Source organism: Nocardioides sp. NPDC004968, from assembly GCF_040608935.1.
GTDB lineage: Bacteria > Actinomycetota > Actinomycetes > Propionibacteriales > Nocardioidaceae > Nocardioides.
The window spans coordinates 1-26,219 of the sequence record NZ_JBEXJF010000016.1; the positions used below are offsets into that span (position 1 = coordinate 1).

Annotated in this window: 26 protein-coding genes; 5 read left to right on the forward strand and 21 right to left on the reverse strand. The window is 68.8% G+C overall.

Features of this window, described 5'->3' with window-relative positions; translation table 11 throughout:
- Positions 1-118: 118 nt before the first annotated feature.
- On the reverse strand, positions 119-1,633 hold the full coding sequence (locus tag ABZU72_RS16200) for a hypothetical protein (RefSeq protein WP_355019864.1): 1,515 nt from the start codon (positions 1,631-1,633) through the stop codon (positions 119-121).
- A gap of 132 nt (positions 1,634-1,765) precedes the next feature.
- On the opposite strand from ABZU72_RS16200, the gene ABZU72_RS16205 reads away from it, so the two are divergent.
- Complete coding sequence (locus ABZU72_RS16205; protein ID WP_355019865.1) at positions 1,766-2,434, forward strand: DUF305 domain-containing protein; 669 nt, start codon at positions 1,766-1,768, stop codon at positions 2,432-2,434.
- A 19-nt stretch (positions 2,435-2,453) separates the two neighbouring features.
- Positions 2,454-3,203, forward strand: coding sequence for a GH25 family lysozyme (locus tag ABZU72_RS16210; RefSeq protein ID WP_355019866.1), 750 nt, complete (start codon positions 2,454-2,456; stop codon positions 3,201-3,203).
- An 83-nt stretch (positions 3,204-3,286) separates the two neighbouring features.
- Here ABZU72_RS16210 and groL read toward each other — a convergent pair whose 3' ends face one another.
- From groL to ABZU72_RS16225, 3 genes are all read right to left on the reverse strand, one after another.
- The gene (groL, locus tag ABZU72_RS16215) at positions 3,287-4,906 is read right to left on the reverse strand and encodes a chaperonin GroEL (RefSeq protein ID WP_355019867.1); all 1,620 of its coding nucleotides are present in this window, start codon (positions 4,904-4,906) and stop codon (positions 3,287-3,289) included.
- Between the two features lie 92 nt (positions 4,907-4,998).
- Positions 4,999-5,292: a co-chaperone GroES gene (gene groES, locus ABZU72_RS16220; RefSeq protein WP_008362423.1), complete on the reverse strand. Its 294-nt coding sequence runs from the start codon at positions 5,290-5,292 to the stop codon at positions 4,999-5,001.
- Between the two features lie 187 nt (positions 5,293-5,479).
- Complete coding sequence (locus tag ABZU72_RS16225; RefSeq protein WP_355019868.1) at positions 5,480-6,256, reverse strand: hypothetical protein; 777 nt, start codon at positions 6,254-6,256, stop codon at positions 5,480-5,482.
- Between the two features lie 81 nt (positions 6,257-6,337).
- On the opposite strand from ABZU72_RS16225, the gene ABZU72_RS16230 reads away from it, so the two are divergent.
- A complete protein-coding gene (locus tag ABZU72_RS16230; RefSeq protein ID WP_355019869.1) occupies positions 6,338-7,495 on the forward strand; it encodes a class I SAM-dependent methyltransferase in 1,158 nt (385 codons plus the stop codon).
- 28 nt (positions 7,496-7,523) lie between these two features.
- On the opposite strand, the gene tsaD is transcribed toward ABZU72_RS16230, so the two are convergent.
- The 10 genes from tsaD to glmS all read right to left on the reverse strand — a co-directional run bounded on the left by tsaD (position 7,524) and on the right by glmS (position 17,382).
- Positions 7,524-8,570 carry a tRNA (adenosine(37)-N6)-threonylcarbamoyltransferase complex transferase subunit TsaD gene (gene tsaD / locus ABZU72_RS16235; protein ID WP_355019870.1) on the reverse strand — a complete coding sequence of 349 codons (1,047 nt, stop codon included), beginning with the start codon at positions 8,568-8,570 and terminating at the stop codon, positions 7,524-7,526.
- A 177-nt stretch (positions 8,571-8,747) separates the two neighbouring features.
- On the reverse strand, positions 8,748-9,281 hold the full coding sequence (locus ABZU72_RS16240; protein ID WP_355019871.1) for a hypothetical protein: 534 nt from the start codon (positions 9,279-9,281) through the stop codon (positions 8,748-8,750).
- A gap of 74 nt (positions 9,282-9,355) precedes the next feature.
- Positions 9,356-9,802, reverse strand: a complete 447-nt coding sequence (gene rimI, locus ABZU72_RS16245) for a ribosomal protein S18-alanine N-acetyltransferase (protein WP_355019872.1) — start codon at positions 9,800-9,802, stop codon at positions 9,356-9,358.
- Complete coding sequence (tsaB, locus tag ABZU72_RS16250; protein ID WP_355019873.1) at positions 9,799-10,449, reverse strand: tRNA (adenosine(37)-N6)-threonylcarbamoyltransferase complex dimerization subunit type 1 TsaB; 651 nt, start codon at positions 10,447-10,449, stop codon at positions 9,799-9,801. Before tsaB ends, rimI begins: the two co-directional genes overlap by 4 nt.
- Positions 10,450-10,459: 10 nt before the next feature.
- Positions 10,460-11,404 carry a tRNA (adenosine(37)-N6)-threonylcarbamoyltransferase complex ATPase subunit type 1 TsaE gene (tsaE, locus tag ABZU72_RS16255; protein ID WP_355019874.1) on the reverse strand — a complete coding sequence of 315 codons (945 nt, stop codon included), beginning with the start codon at positions 11,402-11,404 and terminating at the stop codon, positions 10,460-10,462.
- Positions 11,401-12,498: an alpha/beta hydrolase gene (locus tag ABZU72_RS16260; RefSeq protein ID WP_355019875.1), complete on the reverse strand. Its 1,098-nt coding sequence runs from the start codon at positions 12,496-12,498 to the stop codon at positions 11,401-11,403. The genes tsaE and ABZU72_RS16260 overlap by 4 nt, the downstream gene beginning before the upstream one ends.
- Positions 12,495-13,682 carry an alanine racemase gene (gene alr / locus ABZU72_RS16265; RefSeq protein WP_355019876.1) on the reverse strand — a complete coding sequence of 396 codons (1,188 nt, stop codon included), beginning with the start codon at positions 13,680-13,682 and terminating at the stop codon, positions 12,495-12,497. Before alr ends, ABZU72_RS16260 begins: the two co-directional genes overlap by 4 nt.
- Positions 13,683-13,702: 20 nt before the next feature.
- Positions 13,703-15,058, reverse strand: coding sequence for an NAD(P)H-hydrate epimerase (locus ABZU72_RS16270; RefSeq protein ID WP_355019877.1), 1,356 nt, complete (start codon positions 15,056-15,058; stop codon positions 13,703-13,705).
- Positions 15,059-15,170: 112 nt separating this feature from the next.
- Positions 15,171-15,524, reverse strand: coding sequence for a holo-ACP synthase (locus ABZU72_RS16275; protein WP_091051775.1), 354 nt, complete (start codon positions 15,522-15,524; stop codon positions 15,171-15,173).
- A 13-nt stretch (positions 15,525-15,537) separates the two neighbouring features.
- Positions 15,538-17,382 carry a glutamine--fructose-6-phosphate transaminase (isomerizing) gene (gene glmS / locus ABZU72_RS16280; protein WP_355019878.1) on the reverse strand — a complete coding sequence of 615 codons (1,845 nt, stop codon included), beginning with the start codon at positions 17,380-17,382 and terminating at the stop codon, positions 15,538-15,540.
- A 70-nt stretch (positions 17,383-17,452) separates the two neighbouring features.
- On the opposite strand from glmS, the gene coaA reads away from it, so the two are divergent.
- Entirely contained in the window at positions 17,453-18,418 is a 966-nt protein-coding gene (gene coaA, locus ABZU72_RS16285; protein ID WP_355019879.1) for a type I pantothenate kinase, read from the forward strand.
- A 122-nt stretch (positions 18,419-18,540) separates the two neighbouring features.
- On the opposite strand, the gene glmM is transcribed toward coaA, so the two are convergent.
- The 5 genes from glmM to ABZU72_RS16310 all read right to left on the reverse strand — a co-directional run bounded on the left by glmM (position 18,541) and on the right by ABZU72_RS16310 (position 23,011).
- A complete protein-coding gene (gene glmM / locus ABZU72_RS16290; RefSeq protein ID WP_355019880.1) occupies positions 18,541-19,896 on the reverse strand; it encodes a phosphoglucosamine mutase in 1,356 nt (451 codons plus the stop codon).
- 104 nt (positions 19,897-20,000) lie between these two features.
- Positions 20,001-20,501: a 30S ribosomal protein S9 gene (gene rpsI, locus ABZU72_RS16295; RefSeq protein WP_183541754.1), complete on the reverse strand. Its 501-nt coding sequence runs from the start codon at positions 20,499-20,501 to the stop codon at positions 20,001-20,003.
- A 14-nt stretch (positions 20,502-20,515) separates the two neighbouring features.
- Positions 20,516-20,959, reverse strand: coding sequence for a 50S ribosomal protein L13 (rplM, locus tag ABZU72_RS16300; RefSeq protein ID WP_355019881.1), 444 nt, complete (start codon positions 20,957-20,959; stop codon positions 20,516-20,518).
- A 430-nt stretch (positions 20,960-21,389) separates the two neighbouring features.
- The gene (locus ABZU72_RS16305) at positions 21,390-21,611 is read right to left on the reverse strand and encodes a hypothetical protein (protein WP_355019882.1); all 222 of its coding nucleotides are present in this window, start codon (positions 21,609-21,611) and stop codon (positions 21,390-21,392) included.
- On the reverse strand, positions 21,608-23,011 hold the full coding sequence (locus ABZU72_RS16310) for a hypothetical protein (protein WP_355019883.1): 1,404 nt from the start codon (positions 23,009-23,011) through the stop codon (positions 21,608-21,610). The genes ABZU72_RS16305 and ABZU72_RS16310 overlap by 4 nt, the downstream gene beginning before the upstream one ends.
- A 238-nt stretch (positions 23,012-23,249) precedes the next feature.
- Between ABZU72_RS16310 and rocD the strand changes: the two genes are divergently transcribed.
- Positions 23,250-24,488 carry an ornithine--oxo-acid transaminase gene (rocD, locus tag ABZU72_RS16315; RefSeq protein ID WP_355019884.1) on the forward strand — a complete coding sequence of 413 codons (1,239 nt, stop codon included), beginning with the start codon at positions 23,250-23,252 and terminating at the stop codon, positions 24,486-24,488.
- Positions 24,489-24,594: 106 nt separating this feature from the next.
- Here rocD and ABZU72_RS16320 read toward each other — a convergent pair whose 3' ends face one another.
- Together ABZU72_RS16320 and ABZU72_RS16325 are read right to left on the reverse strand one after the other, a co-directional pair.
- Entirely contained in the window at positions 24,595-25,665 is a 1,071-nt protein-coding gene (locus ABZU72_RS16320; RefSeq protein WP_355019885.1) for a nitrate- and nitrite sensing domain-containing protein, read from the reverse strand.
- Positions 25,662-26,186: a SigE family RNA polymerase sigma factor gene (locus tag ABZU72_RS16325; protein ID WP_355019886.1), complete on the reverse strand. Its 525-nt coding sequence runs from the start codon at positions 26,184-26,186 to the stop codon at positions 25,662-25,664. Before ABZU72_RS16325 ends, ABZU72_RS16320 begins: the two co-directional genes overlap by 4 nt.
- Positions 26,187-26,219 lie beyond the last annotated feature (33 nt).

Consider the following 26,219-nt stretch of genomic DNA (forward strand, 5'->3'; position numbering starts at 1 on the left):
GCCGGAGAGGTCGGACCTGACCTCGGCAGCAAGCGAAGGAGCGACGGCGATGGCGCATTTCGTAGGTCTGGACTTGTCGGTGCAATCCCGCCCCGGGATGCGCCGACTCGGCGATCACTCAGTAGGAGGGCTGAGCCTGGACGTTCAGCTCATCGAACCTGACCCGCTTCGCCGAGGCGACCCGGGGGTCGCGCAGGTCGAAGACGTCGAAGCCGCGCTGGATCTCGTTGGAGTAGATGTAGCCGTTGTAGTAGTAGGTCGACCAGGGTCCGGCGATCGTCGAGGTGTCCTCGAACGGACCACGGTCGAACCAGGCGATCTCCTTCGGGTTGGCCGAGTCGGTGAAGTCGTAGACCGACACACCGCCCTGATACCAGGCCTGGACCATGATGTCCTTGCCCTTGACCGGGATCAGCGAGCCGTTGTGGGCGACGCAGTTCTCGGTGTTGGACTGGGTGCGCGGGATCTTGTAGTAGGACTTGAAGACGAGCTGGCCGCCCTCGATGTCGTAGATGCCGTTGGCGCCCTTCTCCATTCCGGTCTCCGGGTTGCAGGTCGGCGCACCGCCGCCGCCGAGCTCATCGGTGAAGACGACCTTGGTGCCGGTGTTGTTGAAGGTGGCCGAGTGCCAGAACGCGAAGTTCGCGGTGTCGGTGACCTGCTCGGTCACCACCGGGTTCTCGCGGTCGGAGATGTCCATCAGGATGCCGTCGCCCATGCAGGCGCCGGCGGCGATGTCCTTGGACGGGTAGGTGGTGATGTCGTGGCAGCCGGCGGTGTTGGTGTATCCGCCGTCGGGGAACAGCACCGGCTCGTTGACCACCGCAGCGCGCTCAGGCGCCCGCTTGGGGATCTTGACGATGCTGATCTTGTCGTGCGGAGGCTGGCAGTCGGGGTACTCCGCACGCGGACCGTAGGAGGAGACGTACGCGTAGACGTCCCTCCCGTTCTTGCTCGGTGCCAGCGAGTGGGTGTGGGAGCCGCACTTGGTCTCGACCGCCGCGACGTACTCCGGGTCTCTCGGGTTGCTGATGTCGAAGACGCGGATGCCTTCCCACGACTCCTTGATCGCGGCCGACTGCGCCACGTTGTCGCAGGTGTTGTTGCTGCGGCTGGAGTCGACGGAGAGGACCAGCAGGTCGTCGTAGACGGAGATGTCGTTCTGGGACCCGGGGCAGGCGTACTGCTTGACGAGCTTCGGCTTCTTCGGGTTCTTGATGTCGATGACGTTGAACCCGTTGTAGTTGCCCGCGAACGCGTAGTGCCCCTGGAAGGCGAGGTCGCTGTTGAGGGCGTTGGCGGGCGTGAAGGCACCCGACTTGGGGATGTTGGCGATCAGGTGCATGTTGGGTGTGCCGTCGGACTCGCCGGCGGGCACGACCGGATTGTTGGCGCCGAGGTTGGCGAGGTCGTTGCCGGCGACGCAGGCGGAGGCGAAGTTGTCACCGAGCTTGGTGATCGCCTGCTTCTCCTCGGCGGTGCAGCTCGTCTGGGCCTCGGGAGCCTCGGTGGTCTCGGTGCCGTGGGTGTGGGACTCGTCTGCGGAGGACGGGGCGGCGACGGCCAGCCCTCCTGCGACAACCATGACCACCGCGATGGGGGCCAGGTATTGGGTGGGTCGTCTAAGCCTCATGTTCGCAAGCCTTCCGAGTCGGCCGCCGTGGGGTGGCACGGGCAGGACCACTCAACTTTAGTAAAAGTCGTACACGAGAGGCAGGGAATATGAATAAATTGTTCACCTCTGCGGGATCTCGGAAGGAGACACGTGCGCGGTAGGCGGTTGGGTGTCATCACATCGGGTGTCGTGTTCGCGGCGATCTCGCTCGGCGGGTGCGGAGGTTCCTCGGACGACGCGCACGGCGAGCACGCAGGTCACTCGCCCAGCCCGGAGGCGGCCGCCCAGTCGGCCCCCGTGGTCCAGGGCGGAGCGCCGGGTGAGGCCGCGGCGACGATCTCCCCCTCAGCTGCTGCCACGGACCCGTGGACCCAGACCGATGCCGACTTCGTGACGATGATGATCCCGCACCACGCCCAGGCACTGGAGATGACCCGGCTGGCGCGCGAGCACGGCGTCCACCCCGAGGTCGTCTCTTTGGCCAAGCGCATCGAGTCGGCCCAGGGCCCCGAGATCGTGGCGATGAGTGGTTGGCTCAACACCCGCGGGCTGCGGGTGCCGCGTGCCTCTGACCCCGCACACACCATGGCCGGCATGCTCACGCCGGATCAGATGAGCGAGCTCGCTACGGCCCGTGGCGAGGAGTTCGACCGGCTCTTCCTGACCGGGATGATCCAGCACCACCAGGGCGCTCTGGAGATGGCCGAGCCGATGGCCTCCAAGGGCAGCGACGCACTGGCGCTCGAGATGGCGACGGACGTCGAGGCCACCCAGTCGGTCGAGATCGACATCATGGAGAAGCTGCTCGAAGAGCTGTGAGAACCGGTACGGTTCCGCGGTGCCCCTCGCCCCCGCCCGCCGTCGACGCGTGCTGATCGGCTCTGCCGTCGTCGTCTGCCTCGCCGTGATCATGACCGCGCTGGTCTACACCGGCGTCGTGATGCCGACCCGTCTGTTCGCGGCCAAGTACGACGTACGCGGCATCGATGTCTCCCACCACAACGGCACCGTCGACTGGCCCCGGGTCGCCGAGCAGGACATCGACTTCGCCTGGATCAAGGCGACCGAGGGCTCTGCGCACGTGGACACGCGTTTCGCCGCCAACTGGGCCGAGTCGCAGCGGGCCGGGATCGCGACGGGCGCCTACCACTTCATGAGCTTCGAGAGCCCGGGCGCCGACCAGGCGCACAACATGATCGCCACCGTGCCTCGCGTGGCCGGCACTCTCGCCCCGGTCGTCGACCTGGAGCCCTATGGCTCCTTCAAGGGGAACCTGCCGCCCGCCACCGAGGTCCGCGCCATCCTGGACCCTCTGCTCGCCAAGCTCGAGGCGCACTACGGCATCGCGCCGGTCATCTACACCACCCCGTCGGCCTACCGCGCCTACCTGGTCGACCTCTACCCCGACAACCCCATCTGGTTCCGCTCCGTTGCCTGGCCGCCCCGAGTCCCCGACGGACGCGACTGGACCGTGTGGCAGTACTCCAACCGCGACCGGCTCGACGGAGTCGGCAGCGCGGACGAGGCGTACGTCGATATGAACGTGCTCTCGGACGACGTCGATCTCGACTCGCTGATCGTTCGCTGAAATCGCCGAGTCGGCGCATCCTGACCCTCTCGCTCGCTTAGCTTCGCGAGGTACTGGTCAGGATGCGCCGACTCGGCTTTGAATCAGTGGCCGTGACCGTGGCCGTGACCGGCCGCGGGCGCCTCTTCCTCTTCCGGCTTGTCGACGACCAGGGTCTCGGTCGTGAGCAGCATGCCCGCGATCGAGGTGGCGTTGATCAGCGCGGAGCGGGTGACCTTGACGGGGTCGATGACGCCCTGGGCGACCAGGTCGCCGTACTCACCCGTGGCGGCGTTGAAGCCCTGGCCGACGCCGAGCTCGCGGACCTTGGTGGTGATGACGTAGCCGTTGTCGCCACCGTTCTCGGCGATCCAGCGCAGCGGCTCGTCGGCGGCCTTGCGGACGACGCGTACGCCGACCGCCTCGTCGCCCTCGAGGCCGAGGTCCTTCTCCAGGACGGAGACGGCGTGGATCAGCGCGGAGCCACCGCCGGCGACGATGCCCTCCTCGATGGCGGCGCGGGTCGCGGAGACAGCGTCCTCGATGCGGTGCTTCTTCTCCTTGAGCTCCACCTCGGTGTGAGCGCCGACCTTGATCACGCAGACGCCACCGGCGAGCTTGGCGAGGCGCTCCTGGAGCTTCTCGCGGTCCCAGTCGGAGTCGGTGCGCTCGATCTCGGACTTGATCTCGTTGACGCGACCCTCGACCGCGGCAGCGTCGCCGCCGCCTTCGACGATCGTGGTGTTGTCCTTCGTGACCGTGATCCGGCGAGCGGTGCCGAGCACCTCGAGGCCGACCTGGTCGAGCTTGAGGCCGACCTCCTCGGCGACGACCTGCGCGCCGGTGAGGATCGCGATGTCCTGCAGCATGGCCTTGCGGCGGTCACCGAACGCGGGCGCCTTGACGGCGGTCGCGTTGAAGGTGCCCTTGATCTTGTTCACGACCAGGGTCGAGAGGGCTTCGCCCTCGACGTCCTCGGCGATGATGAACAGCGGCTTGCCGGCAGCGATGACCTTCTCCAGCAGCGGCAGGAGCTCCTGGATGGAGCTGATCTTGCCCTGGACGAGCAGGATCAGCGGCTCGTCGATGACGGCCTCCATCCGCTCCTGGTCGGTCACGAAGTACTGAGAGATGTAGCCCTTGTCGAACTGCATACCCTCGGTGAACTCGAGCTCGGTGCCGGTGGTGTTGGACTCCTCGACGGTGATGACACCGTCCTTGCCCACCTTCGCGAAGGCCTCGGCGAGGATCTCGCCGATCTTCGCGTCGCGGGAGGAGATGGTGGCGACCGAGGCCATGTCGGACTCGTCGACGACCTCGCGGGCGGCGGCACGCAGGGCGTCGCCGACGGCGGCCGCGGCGGCGTCCATACCGCGCTTGAGGCTCATCGGGTTCGCACCGGCGGCAACCGCGCGCAGACCCTCGTGGACCATCGCCTGAGCGAGGACGGTCGCGGTGGTCGTACCGTCACCAGCGATGTCGTTGGTCTTGGTCGCAACCTCCTTGGTGAGCTGAGCACCAAGGTTCTCGAACGGGTCGTCCAGCTCGATCTCACGCGCGACGGTGACACCGTCGTTGGTGATGGTCGGAGCGCCCCACTTCTTGTCGAGGACGACGTAGCGGCCCTTGGGGCCCAGCGTCACCTTGACGGCGTTGGCGAGGGCGTCGACGCCACGCTCGAGGGCGCGGCGGGCGTTCTCGTCGAACTCCAGGATCTTCGGCATTAGTATTTACTCCCTAGTACGCAGAACGCGGCCGGGGCCCAGGACTTGATAAACCCCGTCGGCCCGGCCGCGTTGATGCGAGACGGATGACGTCAGGCGATGACCGCGAGGATGTCGCGAGCCGAGAGGATGAGGTACTCCTCGCCGGCGTACTTCACCTCGGTGCCGCCGTACTTGCTGTAGATGACCTTGTCGCCCACGGCGACGTCGAGCGGGACGCGGTTGCCCTTGTCGTCGATGCGACCCGGGCCGAGCGCCAGGACCTCGCCCTCCTGGGGCTTCTCCTTGGCGGTGTCCGGGATGACCAGACCGGAGGCGGTGGTCTGCTCGGCCTCGACGGCCTTGACGACGATCCGGTCCTCAAGAGGCTTGATGTTGACCGACACTGTGTCGACCTCCCCATTTCTTTTCTACGGAGTCAGACTTCGGTGGGTGTTGCTACGTCTGTGCTTGCGATCTGCCACGTACGCCGTCGCGGGGGTCGCACCTGGCTCGCAAGCGCTGGCACACTCAGGGGGAGAGTGCCAAAGCAGACGTTAGCACTCGACTGCAATGAGTGCCAGCAAGGCCGCTCTATCGACGCCTGTCGCTGCCCGGGAGCCTCACCAGGAGCGCGATCACGCCGGCGAGGAGACCGACGATGATGATGCCGCCGGCAACCACGAGCGATCGCAGATTCTCCTCGTCGCCCTCGTCCTCGAACTCCTTGACCGAAGTGATCTGGAGCTCTTCACCGTCGCTCAGCGCCGGCATCCGCGATGAGTCCTCGGGCAGCGCGGAGATCTCGACAGAGGGCTTCCGACTCGGCTTCTGCTCCTTCTCGGTCGCACTGGCCGACGGCGCGCGCTCCTTCTCGGGCTTCTTCGCCGCCCCCGCCTCATCGTCCTCTGCCGCGGCGCTCTGCTCCGCTTCGGCCTCAGCCGTCTGGCCCGCCTCGTCGTTCTCGCCCTGCCCGCCTTCGGCTTCCTCCTCTGCCTCGGACTCGTCCTCTTCCTCGGGCTCGTCCGACGAGGGGACCCGGGTGTACTCCACCGAGTAACCCTCGATCGGGCGCCCGTCGCTGTGCCAGACAACTGTGGTGCGTTGCGGCGTGGACAGGGTGCGCACCTCCGAGCTGCCTCGCCTGCCCCGGCCGTCCACGCAGTAGGACACGATCAGATAGCCCTCGGGCGCAGTCACCACGCTTGAGGAATCACCGTCAAGCTCGCGGTAATCGTCACCGCGCATGCAGTGACGCACCGGGGTCACCGTGTCAGCGGATGCGGGCGTGGCGAACAACAACGACAGCAGAGTCATGACGCCCGCGAGCGCCCAGAGGCTCACCAGAACTCGACGTGGGGGTCTACGCACCCGGCGGATCCTAGATCACAAACACCCGGTGGGGTAATGGAGTTTGCCCAGACCGGAAACCGGCCTGAGAGGATCGGATGCATGGATCTCGACGCCTTCTCCTGGTTGCTGACCGATGACGGGCAGCGGCTGCTGGCGCGGGCCACCGAGATGACGGGGTCGGCCCTGGCGGTGCAGACCGCCCTGCGCAAGGACGAGGCGGCCGAGCGCGTGGCCGTGGCGATGACCCAGGTCGACCTGCGCCGGAAGGCGGCCGCCAAGTTCGGAGACCTAGCGCCGAAGATGTACTTCACCCCCGACGGCCTCGAGCAGGCCACCCGCCTCGCCGTCGCCCACCACCGGGCGGCGCGGCTGCGTGCCTTCGACGCGGCGAGCGTTATCGACCTGGGCTGCGGGATCGGCGGTGACCTGATCGCCTCCTCGCGTGCCGGGCTCACCGCCGCCGGGGTCGACCACGATCCGGAGCGGGTCGCCGTCGCCCAGGCGAACCTCGACGCCCTCGGGCTGCCCGGTGCCGTCACCGTCGCCGACGCCACAGGTGTCGACCATTCCCCCTTCGACGTCGCGTACGCCGACCCGGCACGCCGCGGCGCCAAGGGCCGGGTCTTCTCCGCGGAGGGGTGGACGCCGCCGTGGTCGTGGGTCGAGACGCTCTTCGCGCGCGACGCGTGCGTGAAGGTCGCCCCCGGGATCCCGCACGATCTCGTACCCGACAAGGTCGAGGCCGAATGGGTCAGCGACCGCGGCGAGGTCAAGGAGGCCGCGCTGTGGTCGGGTTCGCTGGCCAGTACCCACCGCCGGGCCACCGTGATCGGCGAGCGCGGCCTGGCGACGCTCACTTCCGAGGACGATCCCGGTGCCGAGGTCGGCCCGGTCGCCGAGTTCCTCTACGAGCCCGACGGGGCCGTGATCCGCGCGGGGCTGGTCACCGCCGTCGCCGCCGGGGTGCAGGGCCACCTGATCGACGAGCACATCGCGTACGTCGCCTCCTCCGCCTCCTTCGAGACACCGTTCGCCCGCGGGTATCAGGTGCTCGAGGAGCTTCCCTACCGGGACAAGCAGCTCAAAGCGGCGCTGCGCGAGCGCGGGATCGGGAAGCTGACCATCAAGAAGCGCGGCGTACAGGTCGTCCCCGAGCAGCTCCGCAAGCGGCTCGCGCTGTCCGGCACCGAGGAGGCCACGATCGTGCTCACCCGTGTCGCCGGCGAGGGAACGTGTCTGTTGGTGCGGCCCTTCTGAGGGTGGTCTCGACAAGCTCGACCACCGGTTAGACCAGGACGGTTGTGATCGGCTGGGAGGAGTCCGCCGGGAGATCAAGCGCCGAAGGCGTACGTCCCCTGGCCACCATCTCCGCCCCCAGAGCCGCCACCATCGCTCCGTTGTCGGTGCACAGGCCCGGGCGCGGGACTCGGACACGGATGCCGAGCTTGGTGGCGCGCTCCTCGGCGAGCACCCGGAGCCTGCTGTTGGCCGCGACCCCGCCGCCGATGATGATGTCCTCGATGCCTTCTGAAGAGGCTGCGTCGAGCGCCTTGCTCACCAGGACGTCGACCACGGCCTCCTGGAAGCTGGCGGCCACATCGGCAACCGGGACGGGTTCGCCACTGCGCTCCTTGGCCTCGATCCAGCGGGCGACCGCGGTCTTGAGGCCGGAGAAGGAGAAGTCGAAGCGGTGACGCTCCAGGTCGCGGCGGCCGGTGAGCCCGCGAGGGAAGTCGATCGCGATCGAGCTGCCCGCAGTGGCGGTCCGGTCGATCACCGGGCCGCCCGGGAAGCCGAGGCCGAGCAGGCGGGCGACCTTGTCGAAGGCCTCGCCCGCGGCGTCGTCGATGGTCGCGCCCATCGGGTCGACACCCTCGGTGATGTCGGTGATTTTGAGCAGGCTGGAGTGGCCGCCGGAGACGAGCATGGCAACGCACGGCTCGGGAAGCGGCCCGTGCTGCAGCTGGTCGACCGCGACGTGCGAAGCCAGGTGGTTGACACCGTAGATCGGCTTGTCGAGGCCGAGGGCGAGTGCCTTGGCCGCCGCCACTCCGACCAACAGGGCACCCGCGAGGCCCGGTCCCGAGGTGACGGCGATCGCGTCGACGTCGTGGAGCTTGATGCCCGACTCCTCGCAGGCACGCTCGATCGTCGGCACCATCGCCTCCAGGTGCGCCCGGCTGGCGACCTCCGGCACGACCCCGCCGAACCGGGCATGCTCCTCGACGCTGCTCGCCACCGCGTCTGCCAGCAGAGTGTGCCCGCGCACCACCCCGATCCCCGTCTCATCGCACGACGTCTCGATCCCGAGCACTAGCGGTTCATCGGCCATAGGTGCATTCTGCCGTGTCACCGTCGAGTCTCCTTGAATCGGTCCGGTCGAGGCACTGGTCTCTCCGGTGAAAGAAAATTTTCTTTCACGCGCGGGGCCACGAACCAGAGGGGACGCTGCAGTCCGTCACCGCGTCGAGCGCAAGGGCACTTCTCCGTCGTGAAAGAAAGCTTTCTTTCACATGCGCCCAGCTTGGTTTCCAGGTACAACAGCGTCGGCCCACATCCGAGCAGCTTCATCGAGGTCCATGGGGGCGTGACCGTCGCAGATGCTCACCCAGAGCCCCCGAAGGACCACCGCCTCGCGCACGACGTCCGATCGCCGGATCGCGTGGCCGAGGATCAAGTGCAGCTCCCGCCAGGCCTCGGCGACCTGCTCCGCAACGGAGTCGTCGGAACGGCCGATCTCCTCGAATGCCAAGAGCGTCCTGATCGGGAGAAACTCATTGTCCCTGCACGGCATGAACCCTGCTGCGCCCCTGGCACCCGAGCGGTCACGCATGACGTCGAGGATGACGCCCAGATACGCTCCCGCCGCCCAAGCGAGCTTCCCTTTGCCACCGCCGAGCCATCGATGAACTGTCGGGACGCTGGCGCCCATCGTTTCACCGATCTGCTTCAGAGATGGCGTCCGCAGCCCGTGCAGGGCGATGGCACGTGCCAGCCCCAGACCGGCCTCCCGTGCGTTCGAATCTGTAGCGAACTGAACCATGGCGGCAGCAGATCATGGATCGGAAATCTCCGTCGAAAGTTATCCACAGCTGCCCGTAGACGACCGACCGGGACTCAGCCGAGCTCCATGGCCAGAACGATCCCAGTCGCACCGTCGCGGTAGTAGCGTTCGCGGCGGTCGATCTCGATGAATCCGGCCTGGTGGTAGAACTCGATGGCCCCGACGTTGCCCTCACGCACCTCGAGGAGGAGCCGCTCGGCTCCCTCGCTCCGAGCGAGGTCGATCGACGCAGCGAGGAGCGCCCCACCGATCCCGCGGCGGCGCTGCTCCTCGGCCGTCGCGATCCGCTGGAGCTCGGCGATCTCGTAGACGACGCTCACCAGCGCATGGCCGATGATCGTTCCCGCATCATCGACGGCGACAAGGATCCTGACAGTCGGCATCTTCCCGTCGATCGCCACCTGCAGGTACTCGGGCGTCCAGGCGTCGTCGGGGAACGCCTCAAGCTCGAGGGCAGCGATTGCGTCGACGTCGTCCGGGCCAGCCGGGCGTACGTTCACTGGGAAACCTTCTTCTGAACCTTCTTCTGGGCAGCCTGCTCCACCGCATCAGGCCTGCGCAGGTAGAGCGGCTCGGGATCCATCAGCTCGACCTGCTCCTCGGCGACCGCCCGGGCCAGCCAACCGGCGGACGGGCGTACCGGGCCGAGCGGCGTCGGGAACGCGTCGGGATAGAGCAACGCCCCCTCCCCGACGACCGGCGCCGAGGTGGCGACCTCGGCGGGGCGGGCGACGACAGGGCCCTCGAGGCGTACGCCGTCGGGGTCGTAGGAGGCCAGGTAGACCTCCTTGCGCCGCGCATCCGTGGCCACGAAGAAAGGCCCGCCGACCCCGGAGGCAACGGCCTCCACCGCCAGCACGTCCAGCGTGCAGGCCGCATAGACCGGGATCTCCAGCGCGAACCCGAGCGTCCGGGCGGTGACCAGCCCGACCCGCAGGCCGGTGAACGGCCCGGGGCCTGCGCCAACGGCGATGGCGGTCAGATCCTGGCGTACGATCCCGGCCTCCGTCAGGACGTCGGAGATCAGTGGCGCAAGCTGCTCACCATGCTTCATGGTGCGGTCGGAGACGACCTCGGCGACTACGTCGTCCCCATCGTGGAGCGCCACAGTCACTTGGGGCGTGGCGGTGTCAAAGGCGAGAAGCACAACTCACACCCTAGAGCGCGCTGAGGTCCACGCCGCGCCAGCGGGCCCCGACAGGGACGATCTCCACGCGTCGAGGATCCGCACCGTCGGGCGCCTCGACCAGATCCAACGGAGCCTCGTCTGCCTCGGCACGTACGATCCGGATTTCCAACCGGGACTCGGAGAGCCCCTCGGCCAGGCCCTCGCCCCACTCCACGACCGTCACCGCGTCGTCGAGATCGGTGTCCAGGTCGAGGTCGTCGAGCTCCTCGATCCCGCCGAGCCGATAGGCGTCGACGTGGACGAGCTCCGGGCCGCCGACGGTGGAGGGATGCACCCGGGCGATCACGAAGGTCGGCGAGGTGATCTCGCCGCGCACCCCGAGCCCAGCCCCGAGGCCCTTGGTGAAGGTGGTCTTGCCGGCGCCGAGGCCGCCGGAGAGGACGAGTACGTCACCGGCTGCGACCAGGCCGGCCACCCGCCGGCCGAGCTCGAACATGGCGTCGGCGTCGAGCGCCTCGACGACGTGCTCGTTCAGCGGACGATGAAGGCGCACAGCGGGAGACTCACGGGAGATCTCCCGAAACCCTTGCCGCACCCAGAACCGCAGCGTCTCCGGAAGCTCCTCGCGCGCGATCACCGCGAGATCGTCGAAACCCTCGGAGACCGCGACGCCGGCGGCGTACGTCACCATCTTGTGCGCCACCCCATGACCCTGCTGATCAGGCAGAACAGCGAAACGACGCAGCCACAGGGTCGAGTCCGCGGGATCCATGAGGACGGCCCCGACGCCGACCCCGTCCAATCGCGCCACCACTCCGCCGAAGCCGGAGAGGCGTTCCTTCATCGACCCCTCGGTCTCCCCGAGCGCATCCGCGGGCGGATCCAGCGGCGGGCGAGCGGAGAAGGCCGCCCGGACGATACCGAGCACCTCGGTCGCGGCCTCCGGCCCGACCCGCTCGAAGACGAGCGTCATGCCGAAGCCGCATCCCGGGTGGCCGAGGCGAGCAGCTGGTCGAGCTCGGCGTTGACCTGACCGTGCCGCTCGAGGATGACCATGTGGCCGGCCTTCTCACACTCGACCAACCGGGAGCCCGGGATGTAGGAGTGCAGCTTGCGGCTGTGGCCGATCGAGGTCAGCCGGTCGGCGGTGCCGCAGATGATCGTGGTCGGCACCCTGCCGAGCGTGGTGATCGACGCGAACTTGTCCAGCGCCCGGAAGCTCGGGAAGAACTCCGCGACGACCTCGAACGGCGTCTGAGAGAGGAGTCCGTCCACGAAGTCGACGTACGCCTCCGGCACCTCGTCCCCGAAGGCGAACACATCGGTGAAGACGGTCGCCACCGAGGCCCCCATCGCGCGGAACCGGTCGACGATCCCATGTCCCCTGGCCAGCGTCCGTATGGTGCGGTTGGCGATCCCGCCGGACAGCTTGGCCGGGAGCACCGGGATCAGCAGCCGGCTCGGGTCCAGTCCACCGGCGGTCGTCGAGATCAGGGCGGTGCCGATGATGCGGCCACCCTTGTCGTACGGCGCGAACAGCTCGGGGTGGTCCTCGGCGAGCGCGGCGATCGTCATCCCGCCCATCGAGTGGCCTACCAGGATCACCGGACCCTCCGGCACGACCGCGTCCAGCACCCGGAGCAGGTCGTCGCCGAGCTGATCGATGGTGGCGTTGCCGAGCGAGGAGCGGCCGCTGCGGCCGTGGCTGCGCTGGTCGTAGAAGACCGACCGCACCAGGCCCCGGTAGGCGGCGCGCTGGAAGTGCCAGCAGTCGAGGTTGAGGCAGTAGCCGTGCACGAAGACGAGCGTCACCCCGTTCGCCCCGCCGGGGTGCGAGTGAGCCGGGTCGACCTCGTCGACCTCGACATGAAGAGGTACGCCGTCGGAGGTCACCACGGTGACCGGGCAGGACCGCAGCGTACCGAGCGGGGTCCGGTCCTCGGGGCGTTCCTCGATCGCGCGGCGGTGCTTCCTGACCACCACTGCGCCGCGGGCCGCGGCAGCGACCGCCGCCGCTCCCAGAGTGCCCGCCGCGATCTGGCCGATCCGTGCTGCGATGCTGCTCATGTGTCGTCTCCCTGCTCGGTGTCGACGTCTGTGTCAACATAACGGCGCTTCATCCGTCCTCCGATTCTGGTGACGACCTCGTAGGCGATGGTCTCGCTCGCCTCGGCCCAGTCCTGGGCGGTCGGCTCGCCATCGGCACCGGTGCCCCACAGGAGCACCTCGGCACCGCGTTCGACCGAGGCGTCCCCGAGATCGACGACGATCTGGTCCATGCAGATGGTGCCGCGCACGGGGTATCGAGCTCCGTCGATCCACACCTCGGCGCGATTCCCGGCACGACGCTGGATGCCCTCGGCGTAGCCGACCGGGATCAGCCCCACCCTCGTCGGCTCGTCGGCCACCCAGGTGTGGTTGTAGGAGACACCCGCACCGGCCTCGATCGGCTTCACCAGCGCCAGCTCGGCCCGCACGGTCATCGCCGGGACGAGTCCGAGATCGGCCCACGGCGATCCCTCGACGCCAGGCGCCGGGTCGACGCCGTACGTCGCGATCCCTACCCGCACCAGGTCGAGCCGCGCACCGGGGCGCAGCAGCGCTCCCGCGGAGTTGGCCAGGTGACGTACCTCCGGCCGGAGGCCGGCCTCCTCGGCGACCGCGAGCGCCTCGGCGAAGACCTTCTCCTGGAGGGCGCTGGCTGGGTCGGCGGTGTTCTCGCTGGCGCTGAAGTGCGACCAGATCCCGGTGACCCGGATCGCTCCCTCGGCCTCCAGGATGCGCGCCATCCCGACCAGCTTCGACCAGTCGGCGAAGGCGGCGCCGCCCCGGCTGAGTCCGGTGTCGACCTTGAGCTGCACCCGAGGCGTACGGCCCAGGGTGTCGCCGGCCGCTGCGAACTTCTCCAGGTCGGCGATCGTGTAGGCGGTGACATCGATGTCCGCAGCCACGAGCTCCTCGGCGGGCTCGCTGGGCATGATCAGCCAGGCCAGCAGCCTGCCCTCGTCGCCGGCTGCGCGCAGCGCGAGCGCCTCGTCGGCCGAGGCCACGCCGAGCCAGTCCGCGCCGCCCTCACGAGCGGCCCGCCCGGACTCGACCAGGCCGTGCCCGTAGCCGTCGGCCTTGACCACGGTCATGATCGGCGTACGCAGGTGCTCCCGCAGCCGCGAGACGTTGTGACGGATCGCGGCGAGGTCGATGACGATCTCGGCTCGCCGAAGCGGAGCCCGAGGCGCTGGGCTCGGTGACATGGTGTCAAGGATAGTTCGTGCTAACTGGAGACAGCAGGAAGGGACCGGATAACGGCGGGTATCGCGGCGGCGACGCCGCTCGCCGTGACCGGCCCGCCGGCGCTGGCGAGAGTGGCGGCCGCGCCGTGCAGCCAGGCGCCCGCGGAGGCGGCGTCGATGGGAGCGAGACCGGCGGCCAGCAGCGAGCCGATCAGTCCGCCGAGCACGTCCCCCGAGCCGGCGGTGGCCAGCCAGGAGGTACCTGTGGTGTTGACCCGTACCGGTGTGTCGGGGTCCGGTGAGGCGATCGTGGTACGCCGCCCCTTGAGCAGCACCACCGCGTCGAACCGCTTGGCCGCGAGCCGTGCGTAGTGCAGCGGACGAGCCTCGATGTCGCCGCGATCCTCACGGATCAGCGCCGCGAGCTCGCCGGCGTGCGGAGTCAGGATCGCGGGCAACCCGAGCGGCCCGTTCAGCGCACGCAGGCTGTCGGCGTCGATGACCAGAGGTACGCCGCTTGCCCGGGCGAACGCGAGCGCGCTGTTGGCGCCGTCGGCGCTGCCGGAGCCGACCACCCAGGCCTGTGCCTGGCCGTCGCCCACGACCTCCGGGTTGTGTCGCTTGACCCACTCCGAGGCGGTGCCGACGTAGCGGACCATCCCGGCCAGCCCCGTGTTGGCTCCGGAGACGGCCAGCAGCGCGGCTCCGGGGTAGGTGGCGCTGCCGACCCTCAGCCCGACCACGCCGCGGGAGTACTTGTGCCCGTCCGGCGCGGGACGCGGCACCAGGTCCGCCACATCGGCGGCCTCGAGGCTCTCGATCGCCGGGGTCGGGAGCCGGAGGCCGATGTCGACCAGCTGCACCGTCCCGCACGCCGACGCGGCCGGGTCGAGCAGATGACACGGCTTGTGAGTTCCGAAGGTGACCGTCAGGTCAGCGGTCACATGGGCTCCGTCGACCTCCCCGGTGTCTACGCAGACCCCGCTCGGCGTATCGACGGAGACGACCGGGATCCCGGCGAGCAGAGCCAGCGCCGCCTCGGCGTCCGGCCGCAGCCCGGGCTTGCCCCCGATCCCCACGATCCCGTCGATGACGACCGAGGGTTGTGAACCTGAGCGTGGCCTATAGCCCTCGCTGAGCTTCACAACCCTGCCCCCGGCGGCCTTCAGAGCCACCAGACCACCGGGGTGGGCCTTGTCGGAGAGCAACCACGCCTCTACCTGCGCACCGCGGCGCGCGAGAAGCGCACCGGCGTACAACGCATCTCCGCCGTTGTCCCCGCTCCCGACGAGCAGCACGATGCGCTTCCCGTAAGCCCCCCTCAAGAGGTCGATGACCGCGTAGGCCAGCCCGGCCGCCGCACGCTGCATCAGGGCACCTTCTGGCAGGCTCGCCATCAGGGCCTTCTCTGCCGCTCTGACCTGCTCAACCGAGTGCGCACGCCGCATGGCCCAAGCCTACGCGCCAATGCACTGGCGGGGTTGGGCCGAAGGGCTCGAACAAGCCCCGTCAGTCCTCCAGGACGACCATCGCCGAGGCGATGCCGGCGTCGTGGGAGAGCGAGAGGTGGACGGTGGCGACACCGAGCTTCGTGGCCTGCGCCAATACGGTGCCACGGAGCTCGAACCGAGGCTGCCCGGAGGACTCCGAGATCACCTCGGCGTCGTGCCACTCCATTCCCTGCGGCGCGCCGAGCGCCTTGGCGAGCGCCTCCTTGGCGGCGAACCTGGCGGCCAGCGAGGCCATCGGCTTCGTCGCCTCCGCGGGCGTGAACAGGCGCTCGCGCAGCCGCGGCGTACGCTCCAGCGACTCCTCGAAGCGCTCCAGGTCGCAGACGTCGATGCCGACGCCGAGGACAGCCATCAGTGGACCGCCATCACTCGACCGTGACGGACTTGGCGAGGTTGCGCGGCTGGTCGACGTCGTAGCCGAGCTCGGTGGCGAGCTGGCAGGCGAAGAGCTGCATCGGTACGACCGCGACGAGCGGCTGCAGGAGCACCGGCACCTTGGGCAGCCGGATGATCGTGTCGGAGACCGAGTCGACCGAGTCGTCGCCCTCCTCGACCAGGGCGATGGTGCGGGCGCCGCGGGCGCGCACCTCCATGATCCCGGAGCGCATCTTGTCGTGCAGGAAGTCGCGGCCGCGCGGGGGCACGATGCACCAGATCGGCAGGCCCTCCTCGACCAGCGCGATCGGACCGTGCTTGAGCTCTCCGGCGGCGAACCCCTCGGCGTGCAGGTAGGCGAGCTCCTTGAGCTTGAGCGCACCCTCCAGCGCCACCGGGTAGCCGGCGTGGCGGCCCAGGAACAGGAAGGCTCGGCGGTCCGCATACTCACGCGCCAGGTCGTAGACCTGCGGCGCGGTCTCCAGCACCTTCTCGACCGCCGCGGGCATCGCCTCGAGCTGGGTCATCACGCCGTCGATCTCATCGCCGTACATGGTGCCCTTGACCTGGGCCAGGTAGAGCGCGAGCAGGTAGCAGGCGACCAGCTGGGTGACGTACCCCTTGGTCGAGGCGACCCCGATCTCCGGGCCGGCGTGGGTGTAGATGACCGCGTCGGACTCGCGCGGGATCGTGGAGCCGTTGGTGTTGCAGATCGCCAGCACCTTGGAGCGCTGCGAGCGCGCGTGCCGGATCGCCTGCAGCGTGTCGGCGGTCTCGCCGGACTGCGAGATCGCCACCACCAGGGTGGAGTTGTCGAGGATCGGGTCGCGGTAGCGGAACTCGGAGGCCAGCTCGACCTCGACCGAGATCCGGCACCAGTGCTCGATGGCGTACTTCGCGACCATCCCCGCGTAGAACGACGTCCCCGCGGCGATGATGATGATCTTGGTGACCTCGCGCAGCTCGTCGTCGTCGAGCCGCATCTCGTCGAGGTGCAGAGACCCCGAAGGCGTACGCCGCCCCAGCAGCGAGTCGGCGACCGCACGAGGCTGCTCGAGGATCTCCTTGCGCATGAACCAGTCGTGGCCGTCCTTCTCGGCGGCGGCCAGGTCCCAGTCAACGTGGAAGCGGCGGCCCTCGGCAGGGGTGCCGTCGAAGTTCGAGACGGTCGCGCCGTCGCGGGTGATGGTGACGACCTGGTCCTGGTCGAGCTCCATCGCCTCGCGGGTGTGCTCGATGAAGGCGGCGACGTCGGAGCCGAGGAACGACTCCCCCTCGCCCAGACCGACCACGAGCGGGCTGTTGCGCCGGGCGGCGACGACCCGGGACGGGTCCTGGGCGTCGATCGCGACGAAGGTGAACGCACCTTCGAGGATCGAGCAGACCTTCTGCATCGCGATGGTCAGGTCGGCTCCGCCGACGACCTCGCGCTCGAGCAGGTGGGCGGCGACCTCGGTGTCGGTCTGCGACGTGAACTCGTGTCCGTCTGTCTCCAGCGAGGCCCGCAGCTCGGCGAAGTTCTCGATGATGCCGTTGTGCACGACCGCGACGCGGCCGGTGCGCCCGACGTGCGGGTGGGCGTTGCCGTCGGTCGGGCCGCCGTGGGTCGCCCAGCGAGTGTGGCCGATCCCGGTCGTCGACGCCGGCAGCGGCGTGCCCGCGATCGCCTTCTCGAGGTTGGCGAGCTTGCCGGCCCTCTTGTCCACCGCAAGCTTCTGGTCCGCGATCAGGGCGATCCCAGCCGAGTCATAGCCGCGGTACTCCAACCGCCGCAGTCCATCGATCACGACGTCCTGCGCCGACCGGTCTCCGACGTACCCAACGATGCCGCACATGGCGGATGATCCTACGGCTCTCGTGGACCCCAGCAGGAAGCGGCGGCGCATGTGCGTAACAATCGTTGCCATGTCACACCCCGGGCCACACGGCGATGACCGCGGCTCCTCGCCCTACGTCGAACTCGACCGTAGTGCGTGGGCCGAGCTCGCGACCGAGACCGAGAGTCCGCTGACCGAGGCCGAGATCGAGTCTCTGCGGGGCCTGGGCGACCAGATCGACCTCAAGGAGGTCGAGGAGGTCTACCTGCCGCTGAGCCGGCTGCTCAGCCTCTACGTGAGCGCCTCGGACAAGCTCCACGACCAGCAGGAGCTCTTCCTCGGCAAGACGATGCCGGAACGTACGCCGTTCGTCATCGGCGTTGCCGGATCCGTCGCCGTCGGCAAGTCGACCACGGCTCGTGTGCTGCAGCAGATGCTCGCCCACTGGCCCGAGCACCCCAACGTCGCCCTGGTCACCACCGACGGGTTCCTCTACCCCAACGCCGAGCTCGAGCGTCGCGGACTGATGGAGCGCAAGGGCTTCCCGGAGTCGTACGACCGCAAGGCCCTGCTCCGCTTCCTCGTCGACCTCAAGTCGGGTGAGGACGAGGTGCGCGCGCCGATCTACTCACACCTGACCTACGACGTCACCGACCAGACCGTGTTGGTCAAGAAGCCCGACATCGTCATCCTCGAGGGTCTCAACGTCCTGCAGCCCTCCCGGGTCCGCGCCGACGGCACCATCGCCCTCGCCCTCTCGGACTTCTTCGACTTCTCCGTCTTCGTCGACGCCGACTCCCGTGACATCAAGCAGTGGTACGTCGAGCGGTTCCTGCGGCTGCGCGAGACCGCCTTCCGCGACCCGTCGTCCTACTTCACGAAATATGCGGCCCTGTCGCACGACGAGGCCATCACCCGCGCCACCGAGATCTGGAACGAGATCAACGGCCCCAACCTCCGCGAGAACGTCCTCCCCACCCGCTCCCGCGCCACCCTCGTGCTCCGCAAGGACCGCGACCACTCCGTCCGCTACGTGCGTCTGCGGAAGATCTAGGGTCGGGGCGGTTGGGATACCCGGTTAACCGGGGATCCCTGCACTTAATGGGTGTTGCATTGCCCGAGAAGTGCAGGAATACCCTGTTAACCGGGTATTCCTGGGGCCAGTGTGACGAATGATCAGAGAGCGAGCCGCGCGCGTACGACGTCAGCAAGCCGCTCGGCACAGGCCTCGGCCTCGTGATGGGTGGGGGCCTCGACCATGACGCGTACGAGGTTCTCGGTGCCCGACGGGCGCAGCAGGATCCGGCCGGAGCCGGCGAGAGCCTTCTCCTCGGCGGCGACGGCATCGAGGAGGCCGTCGTCGGTCTTGCAGCGGGCCTTGTCGACGCCCTTGACGTTGAGCAGGACCTGCGGGAGGCGGGTGACGACGGAGGCGAGGTCGGCGAGGGTGCGCCCGGTGAGGGTCATCCGCTGCAGGACGTGCAGCGCGGTGAGGATGCCGTCGCCGGTGGTGGCGTGCTCGCTCATGATGATGTGGCCGGACTGCTCGCCACCGATGGCGTAGCCGCCCCGGCGCATCTCCTCGAGCACGTAGCGGTCACCCACGGCGGTCTGCTTGACGTGGACGCCCGCGGCGTCCATCGCCTTGACGAAACCGAGGTTGCTCATCACGGTGACGACCACGGTGTCGTCCGGGAGCCGGCCGGCGTCGTGGAGCCCGAGGGCGAGGATCGCGATGAGCTGGTCGCCGTCGACGAGGTTGCCCTCACCGTCGACGGCCAGGCAGCGGTCGGCGTCGCCGTCCCAGGCGAACCCGACGTCGGCGCCGTGCTCGAGGACCGCCTTCTGGAGCATCTCCGGGTGGGTCGAACCGACCCCGTCGTTGATCGAGAGGCCGTCGTTGACGTCGTTGATCGCGATCACCTTCGCCCCGGCCTGGTCCAGGGCCAGCGGACCCGCGGCTGCGGCCGCGCCGTTGGCGCAGTCGACGACGACGGTCAGCCCGTCGAGGCGGCGCTCCAACGTGGAGATCAGGTGGGCTGCGTACGTCTCCACGGGGTTCTCGTGGGACGAGATCCGGCCCACCGAGGCGCCGGTGGGGCGGTCCCAGGGCTCGTCGAGGTGTGCCTCGATCCGGTCCTCGAGCACGTCGTCGAGCTTGTGCCCGCCGCGCTGGAGGAACTTGATGCCATTGTCGGGCATCGGGTTGTGCGAGGCCGAGATGACCACACCGAGGTCGGCCTGGAGGGCCGCGGTGAGGTAGGCGACCCCGGGCGTCGGCAGCACGCCGACGTCGATCACGTCGCACCCGGCCGAGGCCAGACCGCCGGCCACCGTGGCCTGCAGGAACTGCCCGGAGACGCGCGAGTCGTTGCCGACCACCGCCAGCGGCTTGCGTCCGCTGCCGGAGTCGCGCAGCTCCTCGGTCAGGACCAGTGCCGCCGAGGTCGCCAGGTTCTGGGCGAGCGAGGCGGTGAGGATCTCGCCGTTCGCGAGACCACGAACTCCGTCAGTGCCGAAAAGGCGTGCCACGTCCGTGTGACCTTCTTTCGTACGTCGGCCCCCGCCCGAAAAATGAGTCGGGGTGCCTCGGCGAGCCGAGGCACCCCAACAATGCTAGGCGATCTGCTGGGCGATCAGCGCTTGCTGAACTGCGAGGCCTTGCGGGCCTTCTTGAGACCGGCCTTCTTGCGCTCCACGACGCGGGCGTCGCGGGTCAGCAGACCGGCCTTCTTCAGGGTCGGGCGGTTGGCCTCTTCGTCAACGATGTTGAGCGAGCGGGCCACGCCGAGACGCAGCGCGCCGGCCTGACCGGCGATGCCGCCGCCGTCGATGCGGGCGATCACGTCGAAGCGACCCTCGAGCTGCAGCGCGGCGAACGGCTCGTTCGCGATCTGCTGGTGCAGCTTGTTGGGGAAGTAGTCCTCGATGGTGCGACCGTTGATGGTCCACGAACCGGTGCCCGGGACGATCCGGACGCGGGCCACGGACTCCTTGCGGCGGCCGGTCGCGGCGGCCGGGGCGATGGTCGCCGGGCGCTCGGGGGTGTCGGCGGACGGGGCGCTCTCGGAGGTGAAAGCAACGCCCTGCTCGTCGGTCTCGAAGGTCTCCTCGACCTCTGCGGTGTTCTCAGTCATGTTCTGGTCCTGGCTCACTGGGCGATCTGCTTGATCTCGAACGGAACGGCCTGCTGCGCGACGTGCGGGTGCGTCGGACCGGAGTAGACCTTGAGCTTCTTGAGCATCTGGCGGCCGAGCTTGTTCTTCGGCAGCATGCCCCACACAGCGGTCTCGATCGCCTTGCGAGCGTCCTTCTCGAGGATCTCGCCGATCGGGGTCGCGGTCAGACCGCCCGGGTAGCCCGAGTGGCGGTAGGCCAGCTTGGTCTTGGCCTTGTTGCCGGAGAGGGAGACCTTCTCGGCGTTGATGACGATGACGAAGTCGCCGGTGTCCGCGTTGGGCGCGAAGATCGGCTTGTGCTTGCCGCGCAGGAGCTCAGCGGTCTGGACAGCGAGACGGCCGAGACGGACGTCGGTCGCGTCGATCACGAGCCAGGCCCGCTCGATGTCGCCCGGCTTGGGAGCGTAAGTACGCACTTGTGCCTTCTTAGTTCGTTGGACCCGGCGCACGGATGCGCACCGGGATGGTGCTGCGTGGCTTCTGACGAACACGGCCCGGCTTGCCCTGTCCTCTGGGTGGTCCCAGCGGCAGTCATCCGGATCTGCGCCCCTGACCGTGCGAAATGATCAGGACGCGGCAGGAGTCACGACCTCACAAGGTTACGAGCCCCCGCACGGAGGAGACAAATCAAGACGTACGCCGCCGGTCGGGGAGCCGGGCGGCGTACGCGATCTTGGAACGGGTCAGCTCGCCTGACCCTGGTTTCCAGTGTCCGTCCGGTTCCTGTGATGAGGCTGTGACGGGCCTTCAGCTCTGCTGAAAACCACAGACGTACGCCGCCGGGACCGTGCCCGGCGGCGTACGTCTCATTCTGCTCGTGTCGACTAGTGGTCGGCTAGTGGTCGGCTAGTGGTCGGCGCCGACCTCACCCTCGGGGGCGTACAGGTCGGTGACCTCCTCCGGATCCGGGGCCGAGCGCTCCTCGGGTCCCGGAGCGGCCGGCTGGTTCTTCTCGACGACGGGTCGCTTCGGCTCCTCCTCGCCGGTGAGGGCGAGGACGCCGCCGAACGCGCCGGCGGCGACCAGCACCGCTGCGACGGCCAGCATCAGCTTGCGTGCCATGGTCACGCCAGCACGCGGTACTGGATGCCGACCGAGTACTTCCAGATGTCGTAGCGCGAGCTCGAGTTGAGCCCGGCGGTCCACCACACGGCGGGGCAGTACTGCGTCGACGTGCGGCTCTGGATCAGGCTGTTGGGCGAGGCGACGGACGCCATCGTCTTCCACTTGACCGAGTTGCCGAACTGGTGCTTCTGGAGGCTGGCCCAGTCGGACGGACGCAGGACGGTGGAGACCATGTAGACGTTCTTCGTGTAGCCCTTCGGACGACCGCCGTAGTGCTTCAGCGACAGGTTGCGGTAGTTGCCGTCGACCGACTTCGGCAGGCACTTGACGTTCTCGGTGTAGACGGTCGCCTTGGAGCTGGTGCCGGACGCCTTGCAGCGTACGTTCGAACGCAGGCCGCGGGACTCGGACCAGTCGCTGCGAGCGGGCGCCTTGAGGGTCGAGCAGGAGCCGACGTACTTGTAGTTGAGGGCGTCCGCGGCGGTGACCGTCCTGCTGTAGGTCTTCCAGGTCAGCTTCTTGGCGGACGCGGCGACCGAGATCTGGGCGGCGGTGGCGTTGCCGGCCCTGTCCTTGGTCTCGACGCGGATGTAGTAGGTGCCCGAGACCCGGGTGTCGGCGTTGTTGTAGCCGTTCCACGCGTAGGACGTGGTGCCGGAGAAGCTCGAGGACGAGCCCAGGGTGCGGACGAGGGTGCCGCCGGCGGTGACCACCTTGGCGGTGAAGCCGACGGTCTCGTTCACGGTGAACTTCGCCGTGACCGTGTCGCGGTAGCCGTCCTTGTAGGGGTAGAAGGTCGTCAGGTTACGACTCAGGGTGACGACCGGCTTGGTGGCATCGACGGCCCCGAGGTCGGCGGTGACGGAGTCGGTCGCGCCGCTCTCGCCCTCGATGAACGCGGTGATCCGGTAACTGTCGGTCGCGGTCGGCATCGTCGCCTGGACCGTCCCGACGCCGTCAGCGTCGAGCGTGATCGGCGCCGACTGCGGGCCGCTCGGCGAGGTGCCGTTCGAGCCGGTGATCGTCCAGTTGGCCACCGGGTTCGCCCCGAGCGCCTCGACGTTCTCGACGTCGTACGTCACGGGGAAGGTCGCGCCCCCAGCTGGGGTCGTGGCGGGGACGGTGATCACGACAGTGGTCACCAAGGCGGCGGTCGGCTCCTCCGCCACGCCCTCCGTGGCGGGCTCGGTCTCGGTCTCGGGCTCGGGCTCGGTCGCGGGCCCCGTCTCCGGCTCGGTCACGGTTTCCGTCTCGGCCTCCGTCCCGGGATCGGGCTGCGACGGGTCGGCGGGGGCCGTCTCCGACGGGTCGGTGGTGGTCGACGGGGTCTCCGTCGCGAAAGCCGGCACCGCCGGCACGATCAGGGCGACGGCAGCAGCCGCCACCAGTGCGCGGATGCGCATCTGTGGTTCCTCCGAGTCTCTTACCCGAGATGGTCTGGGTCGCTTCGCTGCCAGAGAACGCGAGGCGGGCGGACGGAACCTATACCCCCAGACGCACCGTTCGCACCGGGATTTACCGCCGTGTTACCGACCGGGAGACAACGATGAGACATCTGGCGTAGCCTGATCGTAGGATTGTCTGACAATCAGATGATCTTGGCTCAGATCACCGAGAACGCCCCACAGATGGAGGAGTGCGATGACCCTGCTCAACGAGGCTCAGGCCACCGCTGCGACCAGCTTGACCCCCGCCGCCTTCGCGGCCGCCGAGGCGCACTCCGCGCACAACTACCACCCCCTCGAGGTGGTGATCAGCCACGCCGAGGGCGCCTGGGTGACCGACGTCGACAGCCGTCGCTGCCTCGACATGCTGGCCGGCTACAGCGCGCTGAACTTCGGTCATGGCCACCCCGCTCTGCTGTCGGCGGCCCGTGAGCAGCTCGACAAGGTCACCCTGACCTCGCGTGCGTTCGTGCACGACCAGTTCGCCGAGTTCACCGCCCGCCTCGCCGCGATGTGCGGCAAGGACATGGTGCTGCCGATGAACACCGGTGCCGAGGCCGTCGAGACCGCGATCAAGGTCGCCCGCAAGTGGGGCTACGACGTCAAGGGCGTCCCGGCCGACCAGGCCGAGATCATCGTGATGGCCGGCAACTTCCACGGCCGCACCACCACGATCGTCGGCTTCTCCGACGACGCCGACGCGCGCGACGGCTTCGGCCCGTTCGCCCCCGGTTTCGTGATGGTCCCCTACGCCGACCTCGCCGCGATCGAGGCCGCCATCACCCCCAACACGGTGGCCGTGCTGGTCGAGCCGATCCAGGGCGAGTCCGGCGTCGTCATCCCCGGCGACGACTTCCTGATCGGGCTGCGCGAGGTCTGCACCCGCGAGAACGTGCTCTTCGCCGCCGACGAGATCCAGGCCGGCCTGGGCCGCACCGGCTACACCTTCGCCTGCGACCACGCCGGCGTGAAGCCGGACATGTACATCCTCGGCAAGGCCCTCGGCGGCGGCATCGTCCCCGTCTCGGCCGTCGTCGCCGACCGCGATGTGCTCGGCGTCATCGGCCCCGGCCAGCACGGCTCCACCTTCGGCGGCAACCCGCTCGCCTGCGCCGTCGGCACCGCCGTCGTCGACCTGCTCGAGACCGGCGAGTTCCAGGCCCGCGCCGAGGCGCTCGGCCAGGTCCTGCGCGACCGGCTGCTGGCCATGGTCGGCAAGGGCATCGTGGGCTTCCGCTCCCGCGGCCTGTGGGCCGGCGTCGACATCGACCCGGCCATCGCCAGCGGTCGCGAGATCTGCGAGCGACTCCTGGCCCGTGGCGTACTCGCCAAGGACACCCACGGCTCCACCATCCGCCTCGCGCCGCCCCTGGTGATCGCCGAGGAGGACCTCCACTGGGCCCTCGACCAGCTCGAGGCGGCAGTCTCGGCCTGACCCAAGCGAGCCTGCAGTTCTGGCAGGCCGAATCTGTAGTTGTGGGCGACGAAGCTCTACTTTCGTCGCCCACAACTACCATCTCGGCCGTTTCGCCGTGCCGGGCTCAGTCGACCTCGGCGAGGTCGTCGATGAGCTCGTTCGCCGCCGCGACGGCCAGGTTCTGCAGCCCGCGGAACAGCTCGGTGCAGGACGCCACATGCTGGTCCGGCGTCATCGTGACCCGGTCGAGATTGCCGTTGGCCAGGACCTGGTTGACCGCCCGTTGCGCGGGAACCCCGACGGCCCCGTTGGCGGCAGTGTTCTTGGTGATCTCGTCGAGGGAGTCGCGCTGAGGTTCCGAGCTCGACGTGTAGAGCGCCGAGAGCGACAGGCGCCACTCAGCCTCGGCCCGAGCAAGCTCGGCGAGCTCCTGCTTGCTGAGAGCATCCGCGCCCGCAGCGCCCGCACTCTGCATGGCCTCACGCTTGGCGAGTGCCGGCATCATGATGTTCCGCTGCGTACCGAGCGACCGGAAGACCGGGCCCAGGTGGCCGAGCGCCTCGATCTCGTCGTCGATCTCGGCGTCACCGACATACGGCACGAGCGTCGAGATCGTGAGGAGGCCGTCGGAGAGTGCCGACAAGGCCAGTGCCCCCTGCAGCCGAGTCTCCTCCGTACGCATCATGGATCGCGTCTCCGGTAGGGCGGCCAACGACTGCTGGATCTCGGAGACGAGGTCAGCGAGCTCCTGGTCCCCGCCGTCGATCTTCTCCGCTTTCGCGGTCCAGGTCACGACGGCCTCGTCGGTCTGCTCCTGGATCGGCTTCATCACCACGTCAGGGACGTCCGCGAAGGCAGCGTCGCGCTCGAAGATCAGGTTGATCGCCAGGCCGAACGTGCTGGGCAGCGCCTGCGCGACCGACTCGGCCCGGCGCACCGACGAGGAAGATGTGGAGGTGGGCGACACGGCCGGGTCGGTGGCCCGATCCGCAACGAGAGGCCGCAGCGCGACCCCGGCGATGGCGATGATCCCGGCGGCCATGATGGTCCCGGCGGCGGTGAGCAGTCGCGCCGAGCGCACGCGGCGGCGGCCGCGGCGTACGTCCTCGGAGGGGTCCGGGAACGGGACCGGAACCGTGGCGCCGATGCGGTAGAGGCGCTCGGTCAGCAGGGTGTCGTCGTCGAAGGTGTTCATCGCCGGCCTCCTCGGGCAGCGTCGGGGGCAACGTCGGGGACAGCGAGGCCGGGACGGAGGGCGCGGCGCAGGCTGGCCAGGGCGGCCGAGGTCTGGCTCTTGACCGTCCCGGTGCTGATGCCGAGGTCGGCAGCGGTCTCCTCGACCGACAGACCCCAGTAGTGACGGAGCACGACGACTCGCCGCTGACCTGCGGGAAGCGCACGCAGCGCGGTCCAGAGCTCGTCGAGGTCCTCGGTGTCCGGGCCGCTCGGCGCCGGCCGGTCGACGATCTCGCCTGCCCGCTCACGCCGCCACGGGCGACGGCCCTCGTCCAGGTGGCTGTTGACCAGCACCCTGCGTACGTAGGCATCGACGCTGTCGGCCTTCCGCACCTTTCGCCATGCCGCGTACACCTTCGACAGCGTCAGCTGCACGATGTCCTCGGCGCGATGCTCGTCACCGCACAACAGGTACGCCGCGCGGTACAGGTGCGCGCGTCTGTCCCTGACGTAGGCGGTGAACTCCTCGTCCCTGCTCAACGTCTCTCCTCCTCCGATTCCAACCCCCGACGC